This window comes from Picosynechococcus sp. PCC 8807, assembly GCF_001693295.1.
GTDB lineage: Bacteria > Cyanobacteriota > Cyanobacteriia > Cyanobacteriales > MRBY01 > MRBY01.
Window position 1 is genome coordinate 1390382 of sequence record NZ_CP016483.1, and the last position, 13150, is coordinate 1403531.

A 13150-nucleotide genomic window follows, 5' to 3' on the forward strand; every position below is an offset into this window, starting at 1 on the left:
GAATATTTTGGGTAGGCTATACTGTGATTAAAATAACATTATGAGTCATGTTTCTTACTTAAGCTATGGCCAAAGAAACCCGATCTCAAAATCTTGATCATCCTCAATATTTGCCATTTTTAGAGGCGATTTGCTGGCAAACAGAAGATGTTTATCGATTCACGCCCCAACAAATGCTGTCACGGTATGAACGAGGTTGGCGTTATAAAGATATTTTTCAGCCTCCTCAAGGAGAAGAGTTGGAGTTTGTCCAACGTCTTGCAAGACAATATCATTCCTGGCTCCAGGCTCAGCTGTGAAGTTTAAAATCCCCCACCATAATTACATTTTAGAAATTCTCAAATCCCTTGATCCAAAATTATTACTCGATTGTCAGGCTTATTTTGGTGGTGGAACACTTCTCGCTTTAGATATGAAAGAATATCGCTGGAGTAAAGACATTGATCTTATCTGCTCTGTTACTTCCCAAGGTTACAAAAAACTGCGTACCCATTTATATCAGACAGGGGACCAAGGTTTATTTTTAAATAAAAATTCTTCGTTAACAATTAGACGAGCAACCACTGATCAGTATGGCGTGCGATTGTTGGTAGAAATCAATCAAGTGCCGATTAAATTAGAAATCATTGCTGAAGTCCGTTTTGAACTGGATGAGCCGCGCTTTCCTCCGTGGTCCCCTGTCCCTTGTCTGAGTTTGAACGACTGTTTAACCAGTAAATTATTAGCAAATGCTGATCGCTACATGGATAGAAGCGTTGAATCCCGCGATCTAATCGATTTGGCTGTTTTACGGTTACACACAGGGCTTTCCCGCGAGGCGATCGCCAAAGCAGAAAATGCCTATGAAGTGCTCCGTCCCCTGGGTGATGCGATTAAATCCTTTCAAACAAACCCTGATTATCGCCAGCAATGTTTTGAAAGTCTTCAAATAAAACGAGACTTTTGGCCCGATGTGATTGATGGCCTGGATTTGCTCAGTGCTGATCTAGAACTTGCCCCTACCACCAGAACATATTGGGAAGAGCGATCGCCTTTCTGATGGCAACTGCTCCCTCAAGAAACGTTGCATTTACTAGGGAGTGGGAACAGAGCCGCTATAATGTCTCACCATAAATCAAGGCTAATAAGCAAAAAACAAATCTATCGTGGCATCCCAGCGGATTTTAGCAGTTGTGAATGGTAAAGGGGGCGTTGGTAAAACAACAACCGCCGTTAACCTTGCGGCCATTTTTGCCGAAAAACAGCAGGTTCTCTTGGTGGATAGCGACCCCCAGGGATCGGCCTCTTGGTGGGTAGACCGTAACCCCGATGAATGGCAACTGGATGTCAGTAGAGAACATCAGCCAGATTTACTTCAAAATCTCCGACACATTAAAGGCTATGACTTGATCGTGGTGGATACCCCCCCAGCCTTGCGATCGCAGGCCCTCAAGACCGTCCTCCGGATTGCGGATTATGTGATCTTGCCGACACCACCAGCGCCGATGGACTTAAGCGCCTTAATTGAAACGGTTCAAACGGCCATTAATCCCGTTGAAATTAGTCACCGAGTGCTCTTGACAAAAGTCGATAGTCGCAGCCTCCGGGAGAGTATTGATGCCCAAAATACCTTGATTGAGTTAGGGATTCCGGTGTGCCATGCCTTTGTGCGCAGTTATAAAGCCCACGAGCAAGCTGTCCTCGCAGGCGTTCCCATGACCCAAATGCGTGGTAAAAAGGCTAAGGATGCGGAAACGGATTATCGTCGTGTCGCGGATGAACTGCAACGAGATTGGACTTAACGGTTATGGCTAGCAGCAAACAAAATTTATCGGACTTGTTACGGCAGGAGGCAAAGCAGGACAAAACCAAGGCTGCTGCCCCCGAAACAGCGGTTAATGATACACCGGAGAAACCTTCACCAACGGCCCTTTCCCGGATGACGAAGGCGCAATTACTGGCCCACATTGAAACCCTCTACGCCCAACAGGAAACGGTCGCGACAGATTCTGTTGATCAAACATTGCTCACGGAGAAGGAAACCTTGGCGAGGGAAGTAAAAGCCCTGGAAGAAAAAATTGCCGCCCAACAAAAGGCGATCGCCAATGCAGAGAAAACCATTAAGACCCTCGAAGCGGATTCTTCTGAAAAGACAAAGCTCGAACAAGAATTAGACGCACAACGGGGCCTCGTCGAAAAGTTATACGGTCAAATCCAGAGCCTCGAAGCGCAACAGACGGAAAAAGAAGCCGCCATAGAACGCACCGTTGAGGAAGACCGCGCCCTTGTACTGGCCCGCATTGCCAGTTACCAAGCAAATTTGCAATTTCCCGATCAGCCCCCCTCCAGCATCCCCGATGAGGAAATCGGTTGGTTTGATTAGGGGAAAAACCGCCAATGCTCGGAATTCTGGGGCTTGATAGAATAGATCTCAGGATTTTTACGCAGCACATTTAACAACTCAATCATGATTAAACGGTTTTTTTATGGGGCGATCGCCATTATCTTGGCCTTTACCCTGATCTTTACCCCAGCGGATAATGCTTGGGCGGCCCGCAGTGGAGGACGTATTGGTGGCGGTTCCTTCCGCAGTGCCCCTAGCCGCAGTTTTTCCCCTGGCCCAGCACGACGGGCTCCCGTTGGGGGTGGCTATGGCTACGGATTTGGGGGTGGATTTGGGTTCCCCTTCCTGCTGCCTTTCTTCGGATTCGGTGGTTTTAGCGGCATTTTCGGTCTTTTCATTATGTTGGCGATCGCCGGCTTCCTTGTCCGCACCTTCCAGAACGTGATGGGGGGTGGCATGAATGAGGGCGACAGTCTCGGTTACTCCGCCCCCAGTAGCAAAATTTCTGTGGCGAAAGTACAGGTGGGGCTGTTGGCCCAAGCACGGGATCTCCAGCAGGATCTAAATCGCCTGGCGAGCACCGCTGATACCGGAACCCCGGCCGGACGCGCTAAGGTTCTACAGGAATCGACTCTGGCCCTGTTGCGCCACCCAGAATATTGGGTCTATGGTGCGAGCGAATCCCTTGAAGCTGGGGTTGATGCTGCCGAAGCCAAGTTTAATCAATTGGCCCTGAACGAGCGGAGTAAATTTACCGCCGAGACCCTCAGTAACGTTGACAACGAACGGGACGTGGCTGGGAAGAGTGCAAGTGCTGATTTGGTCAAAAGTGACGGCACACCAAACGAGTACATCATGGTAACGATCATTGCTGGGGCCATGGGAAAAGTGGATTTACCGAAAGTGACCGATTCCCAATCCCTCGAACAAGCGATCCGGCAAATTGGCGCCCTTGGTGGCGATCGCCTTTTGGCCCTCGAAGTTTTATGGACGCCCCAGGCTATCGGTGACACCCTGAGCACTGACGATATTTTGACCTATTACCCCGACATTAATCTCGTATAACTAGACCAAAATCTAAAGCAATTCAACGCAAATCATGGCGATTTAAAGCATCCCCTCAATACAGGGGATTTTTTTTGATTTTTATAGAAATTTGCCCTGGCAAATATCCTCCTGAGTGAATTGGTTTTGTTAAGCTTTACAGGCTTCAATGACGCAAATTTCCTCGGCGGTTCTAACAATGCGCGTCAGTTTTAAGTCCGCCGCCGCCAACAGGGTTTCAAACTCAGCGGCAGTGCGTTCTTTTCCACCGGGACACATCACCAGCATATTGATATCGAGCATTTTTGCACCACTAGGTTGGTTTCCCTCTGGAACCACCGCTTCACAGATCAAGATTTTGCCGCCATCCGGCAGCACAGCGCGACAATTTTGCAAAATGGCGATCGCCTGGTCATCACCCCAATCGTGAATAATGTGTTTGAGCAAATAAGCATCGCCCCCTGCCGGAATTGTTCTAAAGAAACTGCCGCCAATCCGTTGACAGCGATCGCCGACCCCATGGCGGTTTAACGTCGGGGCCGCATTATCCACCACATAATCTTCATCGAACAAAATACCTTGTAATTGGGGATATTTCGCCAAAATGCTGCCGAGCAATTCCCCGTAGCCCCCACCCACATCAACGATGGTTGAGAAAGCCGAAAAATCATAATGGGCCAAAATTTCCGGCTCTTCATTCCTGGAGAAACTGTTCATCGCCTCTTCAAAAATGGCAGCCGCTTCTGGATGATTGCCGAAATATTCAAACACCCCCTGGCCATAGCGATGGTCAAAGGCAGGTTCGCCGGTTTTAACGCTGTGGAGAATATTACTCCAGGCTTCGTAATGCTCTGGTTCCCCCAACATCACCACAGAACCTCGCATGGATCGGGGATGATCACTGCGGAGAAAATCGGCTAGCGGTGTCAGGGCAAAGGTTTGGGGGGCTGTTTCTTGGAAAATACCCACACTGGCCAAGGCCCGGAGAATGCGATACAAAGCCGTTTCGTCTGTTTCGGTGAGATGGGCTAACGCACGGCAAGGTTGTTCTCCGGCTTTGAGGTGATCGGCGATCGCCAATTTCGCCGCCACATAAATGCACTGGGAAAGCCAATAACCGGAGGCCATTTGGAGCAGCTGGGTATGGAGAGGGAGGGTTGGCGGTTCCATAGCGTGAAAAATCCTGATTTAAGTAAGGAAATCACTGCAATTTTAGAAATTCTGTCCCTGTCCCTAGCCACCCTGTAGGATTTATTCACGAAACGGGATCTCGCAAAAAAATCCGCCCCCGGCACTACAGACCAGAGACGAAAATTTCAGTGTGAAGTTTAGAAAGTTAATTGTTCTAGGCGTTTTGGAACACCGCAGCAGCCGCTTTCACCCCAGCCCCAGACTCAAAATCACCGTGACCCAACCCTTGGAGAGTTGCTTCGAGGGCGGCGATCGCCGTAATCACATCTCGGTCATGGACAAAGCCTAGGTGACCAATGCGGAAGATTTTTCCTTTGTAATCATCCTGGCCACCCGCGAGGGCAATATCAAAGTTTGTGCGCATCGCCTTGCGGATATCTTCTGCGCCAATGGGGGCAGGATCAACGGCAGTCACCGCTGTGCTGGCATTACCATCGGGTGCAAAGGTCTTTAGGCCCAAAGCCTTGACTGCGGCCCGGGTGGCATCGGTTAAGCGTTGGTGGCGGGCAAAAATATTCTCTAAGCCTTCCCGTTGCATCATCCCCAGGGCTGCCTGGAGCGCAAAGATTAAATTCACCGGTGGTGTAAAGGGGGTGGTGTTTTTCGCTAAATTCTTTTTCGCAGCCTTGAGATCAAAGTAGAAACGGGGAATTGTTGCGTTTTCGTAGGCCGCCCAAGCTTTATCGCTGACGGAAACAAAGCCCAAGCCCGGCGGAATCATAAAGCCTTTCTGGGAACCGGAGGCGACCACATCAAGGCCCCATTCATCGGTGGGGACATTGCAGGCCCCTAGGCTAGTCACCGCATCGACAATCATCAAGGCCCCGTGGGCTTTGACGTAACGGCTGATGGTTTCGAGGTCGTTAAGGACGCCAGTAGAAGTTTCTGAGTGGGTGACGACAATGGCTTTGATTTCTTTGGCGGTGTCGGCTTCGAGTTTGGCGCGGAAAACTTCAGGATCGAGGGCTTCACCCCAAGGGGCTTTGACCCGTTCTACGTCCATGCCGTAGGTTTCACAGACGATCGCCCAACGTTCACCAAATTTGCCGTTATCGCCGACGAGGACTTTATCGCCCGCATTAATAAAGTTGATCAAACCCGCTTCCATCGCGCCGGTACCGCTAGCGGCGAGGCAATACACATCGTTCTGAGTTTGGAAGAGCCATTTGAGTTGCGCGGTGACCTCGGCCATGATTTCGCTAAACTGGGCGCTCCGGTGACCGATGGGGTGTTTGGCCATTGCTAGCAAAACCTGCTCCGGCACAGGGGTCGGGCCGGGAATCATCAGCATATGTTTGTCTTCCATGGTGTGTTTGTCCTTCGCTTAGACCGTGATTGAAAATGCCGTTAATCCCCAAAAGTCTAGGGACGTTCCGCAAAAGCTAAATCCTATCCTATGCGATCGCCCAGATCAAGCCACTGAGATGCTGTCTATTTGTTCACGAAAAGCAAAAGTTTCGCAGAGCAGCAACGGAAAACGTTAAGGATGATTGAGAAGCATCACAAAGTCCAAAAAAACGAGGCCCAAGTTATATCCTGAAAGCACCTTAATTCACCGATTAACCGAAAGCTTTCCCTCGGCTGAGGTGGATAGAAAGGCAATGTTTTGTACTGTTCCAAAGCCAATGAGTGACCAATTTGTTGAACAAAAAACAACGGGGTATTTTCAGCGCCTCGGCAATTCGCTTGTGGGGATTTTTCTCGGCGTCGTTCTCTTTTTAGCGTCCTTTGGGGTGCTCTACTGGAATGAAGGCCGAGTAGACCTCTCGAAAATTGCGGCCACAGCCACGGAAATTCCCGCCACCGGCACCGCCACGGTAAAAGCCAATAGTTTTGTATCAATTACGGGTAACCTAAGCAGCCCGGAAACCCTCGGCGATCGCCCCTATTTAGAACCCGGTGAATACATTGCCCTCCGGCGTAAAACAGAGATGTATGCTTGGGAAGAAAATAGCCGCACTACCACCCAGAAAAATGCCGGGGGTTCAGAAACGAAAACGACAACCTATACCTACGCCAAGGAGTGGGCCGAAAATCCCGATGATTCTTCTCGTTTTAAGAATCCAACGGGCCATAATAATCCAGCCAAAAGCATCGAAAGTCAAGAACTGCGGGTTTCCCAGGCCCAGGTGGGTGATTATCAACTGGATGTAAATCAATTGCAGTTTCCCATCAACCAACCCGTTAATTTAACGGCGGCCCAGATCCCGGCAGAATCAAAAAACAAACTCAACGGCAGTTATTTATTTTTTGGGACAGGTAGCCTCGGCAGTCCAGAAATTGGTGATCTGCGCCTCAGTTATCAAGCCCTAAACAAAAATATTCAAGCGACGGTCTTCGGTGATTTGGGCAGCAGTAACCAACTCACGCCCCACCAAGGCCGGAAAAATGTGACTTTTTATCGACTCTTTCCCGGTACCCGTGACCAGGCGATCGCCAACTTGGCAAACCAACACAAGCTGATCACCTGGGGCCTACGGTTTGGGGGCTTTTTGCTGATGTGGATCGGCTTAAATTTGGTGGTAGAACCCCTCGGTGTTGTCCTAGATGTCATTCCCTTTTTAGGAGATTTAACCCGCACCGCCACAGGGTTTGCCACGTTTATTGTGGCGGCGATTTTGTCTGGGTTAACGATCATTGTGTCGATTATTCTCCACAGCCCGGTCATGATTTTTCTGGCCCTCGGCCTCTGTGGCTTCATTGTCTACCGCTGGACAAAACGCAAAAAGACCAAGGGTCAACTGGCTTAGGTTCTCCTTGGTCAAGTAAAAATCAACAAGATTTTAGGAACGGCAATCGTTCCTTTTTTTTGTAAAAATTAGCCCAAACGACGTTTGAGTAGTGGTTGAATGGTCGCCAAGGCGATCGCCCCAAAGCCCGTCAAAATTCCGAGCACAGCCCCAAAGTTTACATTTCCCCAGGGGGCACTGAAGACCACACTCTGGAATGTCCAATCACTGTGCATATACAAATAGCGAATCGGCTCAATGGCATAGGTCAAAGGGTTTAAGCTCGCGACAAGCTGCAACCAGTTCGCCATAAAATCCAAGGGCGCTAGAGCGGTACTGGCAAAGAGCAGGGGTAAATTCACCACGAAAATAACGGCGATCAATTCAATATGTCCCGGCAGCGCAAAGGCCAGGCCCAAACTTAAAGCCGTCACCGCCAAAACAATGAGGAAAACCACTAAGGCGATCGCCCCCAGACCCAAGGCACTGGGCAAACCGGCCCCCAATAAAGCACTGGCCCCAACGATCACCGCCGTTTGGATCAAGGTCAGGCCCATGATGTAAATCGTCGAAGCCGCCACGATGGAATAGCGCGTCGCTAAAGGAGCCACCAAAAGCCGGTTTAAAAAGCCAAATTCCCGGTCAAACATCACGGGTAAACCTGCATTCAATGCTCCTGAAAAGGCCGTAAACACGATAATCCCTGGGGCGAGAAATTGGGCATAGTTGATGTCGTTGCCAAACAGTCCCTGGGGCGCTTTATAAAACAAGGCCCCAAACAAAATCAGCCACATAAACGGTTGAATAATGCCCGCAATCAGGGTGGTTGGTCGCCGTTGCAGTTGAATCACCAGCCGTTGGGTGAGGGCCACCGTTTCCTGAAAAAAATCCTGCCAGCCATCGCTCTCAGAGACATTGACCTTAGCGGTGGGGGACAGAATCGAGTTGGGCGTAAAGATAGATTGACTCATAACGGTTGTTTCGCGTCACCAAATAGGCGCAGATTTTGGCTCTTTTCTCAGGACTAGATTAACGTATTTCACCCCAAATCATGGCTTTCATCGCCGTTAGGACGCGCCTTGTCGGGTGGGGAAATTCCCTCTAAAATCAGTGGGGCTTAACGAAAGCTAAACCTTTACTCCCTGTCGTTTTTAAACGCGATCGCCTTTATGACCAGCTTGACCGACATTTCAACGGCAGACCTTGCCGCCGCCTTGACCACTGACGTTGACTTTAACTTGGAGCTGCCCGATCCAGAGGATGATCAACTCCACGACGCGGAATTTGATACCCAGATCGAGCGGGTCTGGCAAATTTGCGATCGCTTTGACCTGCAAACGGACATTTGGCGGGGCCGGATTATGCGGGCCGTGCGAGATCGGGAAAAACGCGGCGGCGACGGGCGCGGGACAGGCTTTTTAAACTGGCTCAAACAGCGGGAAATTAGTAAGAGTCAAGCCTATGGCCTCATTGAACTGGCTAACAGTGCTGATACTCTCCTCGCCGAGGGCCAACTAGACCCCAACAGCATTAATAACTTTAGTAAAAATGCTTTCGTCGAAACGGCGAAATCGGCCCCCGAAATTCAAAAACTCGTCGCTGATGCCGCCCAAAAAGGCGATCGCATTACCAGGCGGGAAGTAAAACAGTTGGCCGACGAATGGACGAGCATGAGTTCGGAGCTGCTCCCCGATGAAGTTAAAGAACAGGCCGCCAGCGGTGCCCTCCCCAGTCGTTTTCTTTCCCCTCTAGTCAAAGAACTAGAGAAATTACCAGAAACCCACGTCACAGCGATCCAAGAAGAAATCCGTGAAGCTCCCAACACTGACACCGTCAAAGCCATGACCCGTGAGGCGAAAAGTTTAGCGAAATATATCGATGCCGCCGCCCAAGTGCAAACCCTCCGCAAGGCGAATCTTGACCTAGAAATGGCCCTCGAAGAAGCGCTGCGCTTAGATTGTCTGGGTACTGCTGCCGATCTGGTGAAACAGGCCACCCAGATGGAGCAATGTGTGGTGAAGCTCTTTACCACCTGGAAGCGCCTAGGAAAATTAGCCGATCGCCTTTATGTGGATACGGGGGCGAGCAATCCCTATTTACGGTCAATGTTAGGTACCTTAGATGCCTTGAGTGGTGAGGTTTTAGAAGTCGATTTAGATGATTCCGGCGAAAGTAGTGTGCGGATTCGCATTTTAGGAGAAGAGTAAAATAGCAGGTGACTTTCAATTAGGAGTAGCGGAGCCGATGGGGAGATGGTTCGGGGCGATCGCCCTAGTACTTGCATTATTTTTGGGGCTAGGACAAGAGCTGAGTTTTGCTGAAGTCCCAACAGATGGGCCTGTGATTGAGTGGCTGACCTTTGCGGTACCCCAAGCCGACCAAGCAAAATTTATCGCAAAGGAACTGGAAATCTGGAATCCAATTGATCGGCGATCGCCTGCCTTTGTACGCAAAGAAATTTGGCAAGATGCCGACCACCCGGATCAGCTCACCGTTGTTGTGTCTTGGTCGAGCCAAGCCCTACGGAAAGTCGTTTCCCCAGAGGAAGTTGAGGCCGCTGAGAAAGCCTTTGATAAAGCCATGGGCAAAAGTTACCCGATCCTCGAAAAGAAGGAATTCCGCAATCTCTCTACGACTAATTGACATTGAAAGAAACAGAGGCGATCGCCTCCCTAAATTTTTGTCACATTAATATTCATAAAAAACATGATTCTAAGCACCACCAACACCATCGAAGGAGCAACCATCGCCAGTTATCAGGGGGTCGTCACCGCTGAAGTGGTCTATGGCACCAACGCCCTACGGGATTTTTTTGCGGGCATCCGAGACATGATCGGCGGTCGCACCGCTAGTTACGAGCGAATCTTTGAAAAAGGCCACCAGGAAGCGCTGCGGGAACTAGAAAGCAATGCTAAAAAGTGTGGAGCCGATGCCGTGATTGGCATTAGCATGGACACAGGCACAATTAATATCGACGATAAAGGCGTTCTGTTGCTGATCACTGCCACCGGAACCGCCGTAAAACTGGGGTAGGGATTTCTGCCCGCCAATTCCCAAACAAAACTCTCTAAAACAAAACGTGCTAAAACGGGTTAGTAATGTTGGAAGCCCGAGAGTCTTGGGGTTATTCAAAACCGATAATTTCAACTGGGGTGCCAGGATTCGAACCTGGGAATGTCGGAACCAAAATCCGATGCCTTACCGCTTGGCGACACCCCATTGCGTTTAAGCCTTTAGAAATATAACACCAATTTTTCGGAAGCGTCAACAGTCTCATCAAATCTTTTTTGGGTGGCCCTGGATAATTGTCAAAAACCCAAAAATCCAGTAAACCTTAACCGTTGCCCTTAAACCTCATTATTTTTTGATGTCAGATTTGATTAAACAACTCCAGTCCAGTTTTGGCGATAGTGAGTGGCATGACCTCGCGCCCCATGCGGCCCGTGATGCGCTGATTGTGGTACACCCTTCCCTGGATTTATTGCAGGTGGGAGAGGCGATCGCCACGGATAATGCGGCCCTAGTGGGCAAATGGATGAGCGGTGGCCTAGTGCGTAAGCCCACAAAAGAAGAACTAGAACGCTGGAACCAAGCAACCCAGACCCTCGTATTTGCGACATTAATTGTGCAGCCCTTTGTGCTGATCAGTGGTGACCGCCCAGAAATTTAAGGGGTGATCGCCCGGAATTTTTTCGCTGGGACGACGGGTCTTGTGGGGTAAACTGATTGAGAACAATCCATTACCCTGGTGTGAGACCCCTAATCATCGCGTATGATCGGGTTTGAGCCTCATTGATGGTCTGGCGATAGATAGCAATCATCTCCCGTCGTGGGTTTGCAGCGAACCAAGCTTGTTTTTCTGAGAGTATGAATGATTCTGTGAGCGTAATGCCCAATCCTAGTTCCCCATCGGTATCCCCAGGACAACCCTACCTGTTGCAAAATCTGCCGGATCTGTTACCGGAGGGAAAAGTGTTCCCGCGCCGGGCACAACAGCAAATTGACCTGCTCCTCTTGGCCCTAGAAGCGCTGGAATTGGGCGGCTCAGAACTAATGCTGCGCTCTGCCCAAAAACTAGAATTGACAGAAATTATCCCGAATCGGGTCGTCCTCTGGCGATTACGGCGCACCAACCCCTGGCGACGTTCCCATACCCACGGCCACCTGACCCCCACAGAAGCAAAGGCGTTGGTATTGATCATTGGCGATCGCGCCAAGAATTTACTGGCTTTATTGCGACAACTTTTACCCGCCGCCCAGCACCTCCGGGAACGCAATCTCCCCTTAGATAGTCATTTCCGCCTTTCGGAATACCTAGAGCGGTTTCGGGCCCACTTCCGGAGTCGGATGAATCCCCGGCGCGTCCGTGTCACCCTCTACAACCAGTCAAAACAAGATTTAAACGAACTGGCGATCGCCCTCCTCGAAAAACTGCTGTTTTGCACGGGCACCGTTGGCACCCAACGGCTATGGGTCAGCCTCTTTGATGGAGAAGTGAGCTAAACAATTACCATGAATATTCGTCGCCAATACAACCTCCCCAACTGCACCCTCACCCTCGAAGGATTCGATGATGGAAGCGGCAAACTCCTCGACACCCTGACCATTCTTTCCAATGTGGAATGTCGTTTTACTACCTCCCAGAAAGTGCTCAGTGGTGGGAAAATTTTCTTTGATCACCTCGTCCAAGCCGTGAGTGAATATGCCCAGGGTATTTTAAGCGGCCTCCAACGCCCCCCCGAAATCCTCGAGGCAAAAGGCCAAGTTCGCTTAGAAACAGCCACGGCAACCTATACCCATCATCTCCATTGGCAACAACCCGATGGCAGTGCCGCCGAAACCCTCGAACTAACCACGGCGGAGTTGTTTGATTTAACCGAAGCCATTGATCAATTCCTGGCCGATGGTTTGACCCTCCCGGATTTTGTTTTGCCCCTAACGCCCCTGAGTCGTCGCCATTGCGTACCAGAAGAATCCTTTGCGGATCGAGCAGTGCCACCCCTGGTTGGTGTCAGTGGGTTAGCCTTAACGGCCTTTGCATTATTCTTTGTCCCAGCACCGGAAACAACACGTACCGACAGTGAACAAGTTAGCTCTGGGGAAGAAACGGAACAACTCGCTAGCGCAACTTTACCGGATACAGCCCTCTGGACGGAAGCTGATTTTGATCGCCTTGGTGAAACCTTACCCACCATTGCCACAGACCGCGATCTTCAGTTAATGCAAGCTTATCTCTATGGCACTTTGAACTCGGCCTGGACGGAGCGCAATACCACAGAGAATGCTTCCTATCGCTTGGCCTTGGGAACCGATGGTCGTCTTTTGGGGGTGCAACCCTTAGATAGTGCTGCGGTGACAACGGGAACAACGGCCTTGGGTGAGTTGGGTCATACTCCAGAGGTAGCGGCGATCGCCAACGAACAAGCCATGGCTCAGTTTCGGGTGAATTTTGCAGGGAATGTCCTGGAAGTAAGCCCCTGGGATGGCTTTCAAAGTTCTAGCGAATTGGATTTTGACTCCCGCGAAGTAGAAGGAGAAACGCTCCGACAATTGATCCAACAGGTCAAAGACACCATCGCCGCTGAGTTTGACCGAGAAAATGCCACCATCCCCCAAACCCTGGCCTATACCCTAGGGGTAACCAACGACGGGGCGATCGCCATTGTCGTCGCCGATAATAACGCTGCAAAAACAGCCCTTGATCAGACCCCCCTCCCGGCCTTGGTCGAACCAGCGGCGGCGGGCATTGTCCCTGGCAAAACCATCTTGCCCACGGAACCGTTGACCCAGGTGAATGTGGTCTTTCAACCCAACGGCGTGATCGAAGTGAGTCCCTGGGCAGGTTATCGTTAGAAGAAAGCGA

Annotated in this window: 15 protein-coding genes and 1 tRNA gene; 12 read left to right on the forward strand and 4 right to left on the reverse strand. The window is 50.3% G+C overall.

From position 1 onward, the window contains the following. Positions 1 to 65: 65 nt before the first annotated feature. The 5 genes from AWQ24_RS16425 to AWQ24_RS06730 all read left to right on the forward strand — a co-directional run bounded on the left by AWQ24_RS16425 (position 66) and on the right by AWQ24_RS06730 (position 3388). Entirely contained in the window at positions 66 to 299 is a 234-nt protein-coding gene (locus AWQ24_RS16425; RefSeq protein ID WP_065716341.1) for a hypothetical protein, read from the forward strand. Next, the gene (locus AWQ24_RS06715; protein ID WP_065716342.1) at positions 296 to 1039 is read left to right on the forward strand and encodes a nucleotidyl transferase AbiEii/AbiGii toxin family protein; all 744 of its coding nucleotides are present in this window, start codon (positions 296 to 298) and stop codon (positions 1037 to 1039) included. Before AWQ24_RS16425 ends, AWQ24_RS06715 begins: the two co-directional genes overlap by 4 nt. A gap of 106 nt (positions 1040 to 1145) precedes the next feature. After that, complete coding sequence (locus AWQ24_RS06720; protein ID WP_065716343.1) at positions 1146 to 1781, forward strand: ParA family protein; 636 nt, start codon at positions 1146 to 1148, stop codon at positions 1779 to 1781. 5 nt (positions 1782 to 1786) lie between these two features. Beyond that, positions 1787 to 2362: a hypothetical protein gene (locus AWQ24_RS06725; RefSeq protein ID WP_065711662.1), complete on the forward strand. Its 576-nt coding sequence runs from the start codon at positions 1787 to 1789 to the stop codon at positions 2360 to 2362. An 84-nt stretch (positions 2363 to 2446) separates the two neighbouring features. Then, entirely contained in the window at positions 2447 to 3388 is a 942-nt protein-coding gene (locus AWQ24_RS06730) for a DUF1517 domain-containing protein (RefSeq protein WP_065716344.1), read from the forward strand. A gap of 129 nt (positions 3389 to 3517) precedes the next feature. Here AWQ24_RS06730 and AWQ24_RS06735 read toward each other — a convergent pair whose 3' ends face one another. After that, positions 3518 to 4537 carry a methyltransferase gene (locus AWQ24_RS06735; RefSeq protein WP_065716345.1) on the reverse strand — a complete coding sequence of 340 codons (1020 nt, stop codon included), beginning with the start codon at positions 4535 to 4537 and terminating at the stop codon, positions 3518 to 3520. Between the two features lie 175 nt (positions 4538 to 4712). Further along, positions 4713 to 5864 (reverse strand): alanine--glyoxylate aminotransferase family protein, encoded by a 1152-nt coding sequence (locus AWQ24_RS06740; protein WP_065716346.1) that lies wholly within the window; start codon positions 5862 to 5864, stop codon positions 4713 to 4715. A 319-nt stretch (positions 5865 to 6183) separates the two neighbouring features. On the opposite strand from AWQ24_RS06740, the gene AWQ24_RS06745 reads away from it, so the two are divergent. Continuing rightward, positions 6184 to 7308, forward strand: coding sequence for a TMEM43 family protein (locus AWQ24_RS06745; RefSeq protein ID WP_065716347.1), 1125 nt, complete (start codon positions 6184 to 6186; stop codon positions 7306 to 7308). 68 nt (positions 7309 to 7376) lie between these two features. Here AWQ24_RS06745 and AWQ24_RS06750 read toward each other — a convergent pair whose 3' ends face one another. Continuing rightward, on the reverse strand, positions 7377 to 8258 hold the full coding sequence (locus AWQ24_RS06750; protein WP_065716348.1) for an ABC transporter permease: 882 nt from the start codon (positions 8256 to 8258) through the stop codon (positions 7377 to 7379). A 198-nt stretch (positions 8259 to 8456) separates the two neighbouring features. On the opposite strand from AWQ24_RS06750, the gene AWQ24_RS06755 reads away from it, so the two are divergent. The 3 genes from AWQ24_RS06755 to AWQ24_RS06765 all read left to right on the forward strand — a co-directional run bounded on the left by AWQ24_RS06755 (position 8457) and on the right by AWQ24_RS06765 (position 10320). Then, complete coding sequence (locus AWQ24_RS06755) at positions 8457 to 9494, forward strand: hypothetical protein (RefSeq protein WP_065716349.1); 1038 nt, start codon at positions 8457 to 8459, stop codon at positions 9492 to 9494. A gap of 37 nt (positions 9495 to 9531) precedes the next feature. After that, the gene (locus AWQ24_RS06760) at positions 9532 to 9930 is read left to right on the forward strand and encodes a TIGR03792 family protein (protein ID WP_065716350.1); all 399 of its coding nucleotides are present in this window, start codon (positions 9532 to 9534) and stop codon (positions 9928 to 9930) included. Between the two features lie 63 nt (positions 9931 to 9993). Further along, positions 9994 to 10320, forward strand: a complete 327-nt coding sequence (locus AWQ24_RS06765; RefSeq protein WP_065716351.1) for a YbjQ family protein — start codon at positions 9994 to 9996, stop codon at positions 10318 to 10320. A gap of 114 nt (positions 10321 to 10434) precedes the next feature. On the opposite strand, the gene AWQ24_RS06770 is transcribed toward AWQ24_RS06765, so the two are convergent. Further along, a tRNA-Gln gene (locus tag AWQ24_RS06770) sits at positions 10435 to 10506 on the reverse strand. Positions 10507 to 10654: 148 nt separating this feature from the next. On the opposite strand from AWQ24_RS06770, the gene AWQ24_RS06775 reads away from it, so the two are divergent. The 3 genes from AWQ24_RS06775 to AWQ24_RS06785 all read left to right on the forward strand — a co-directional run bounded on the left by AWQ24_RS06775 (position 10655) and on the right by AWQ24_RS06785 (position 13140). Then, positions 10655 to 10957 carry a DUF2288 domain-containing protein gene (locus AWQ24_RS06775; RefSeq protein WP_062436565.1) on the forward strand — a complete coding sequence of 101 codons (303 nt, stop codon included), beginning with the start codon at positions 10655 to 10657 and terminating at the stop codon, positions 10955 to 10957. Between the two features lie 197 nt (positions 10958 to 11154). Further along, positions 11155 to 11790: a DUF3038 domain-containing protein gene (locus AWQ24_RS06780; RefSeq protein ID WP_012306959.1), complete on the forward strand. Its 636-nt coding sequence runs from the start codon at positions 11155 to 11157 to the stop codon at positions 11788 to 11790. Between the two features lie 9 nt (positions 11791 to 11799). Then, positions 11800 to 13140 carry a DUF4335 domain-containing protein gene (locus AWQ24_RS06785; protein ID WP_065716352.1) on the forward strand — a complete coding sequence of 447 codons (1341 nt, stop codon included), beginning with the start codon at positions 11800 to 11802 and terminating at the stop codon, positions 13138 to 13140. Positions 13141 to 13150: the final 10 nt, after the last annotated feature.